A 346-nucleotide genomic window follows, 5' to 3' on the forward strand; every position below is an offset into this window, starting at 1 on the left:
GACGACGTGATCGCCGCCGACAACGGAACGTGCGGGGTCGGACCAGAGGAGGGCCGGCACCGAGTGTACGAACGAGGGACCTACGCGCGCGTGCGGGAGACCTGCGACCAGAGCCGGGGGGAGGCGTGCGGGGGGCGGGGGGGGCAACCCAGCGAAAAAAAACAACCCCAAACCCACCAAAACAAACAAACACACCAACAAAAAAACAAAAAACACACACCCACCCCCCACCCCCCCCCCACCCAACACACAAACCCACCCCAGCCCCCTGCTCACCACCCAGACTCCCCGCCGGCGAGCCCGACCCCCGCCCCCCCCCCAGCCCCGGGGCCCGCACCCGCCCGAC

1 protein-coding gene is annotated in these 346 nt (G+C 69.1%); it reads right to left on the reverse strand.

All coding sequences use genetic code 11. The features are described 5' to 3' along the window. Positions 1-80: 80 nt before the first annotated feature. A complete protein-coding gene (locus PUR71_RS05185) occupies positions 81-242 on the reverse strand; it encodes a hypothetical protein (protein ID WP_329925127.1) in 162 nt (53 codons plus the stop codon). Positions 243-346: the final 104 nt, after the last annotated feature.

It is taken from the genome of Streptomyces sp. SP17BM10, from assembly GCF_036322405.1.
GTDB lineage: Bacteria > Actinomycetota > Actinomycetes > Streptomycetales > Streptomycetaceae > Kitasatospora.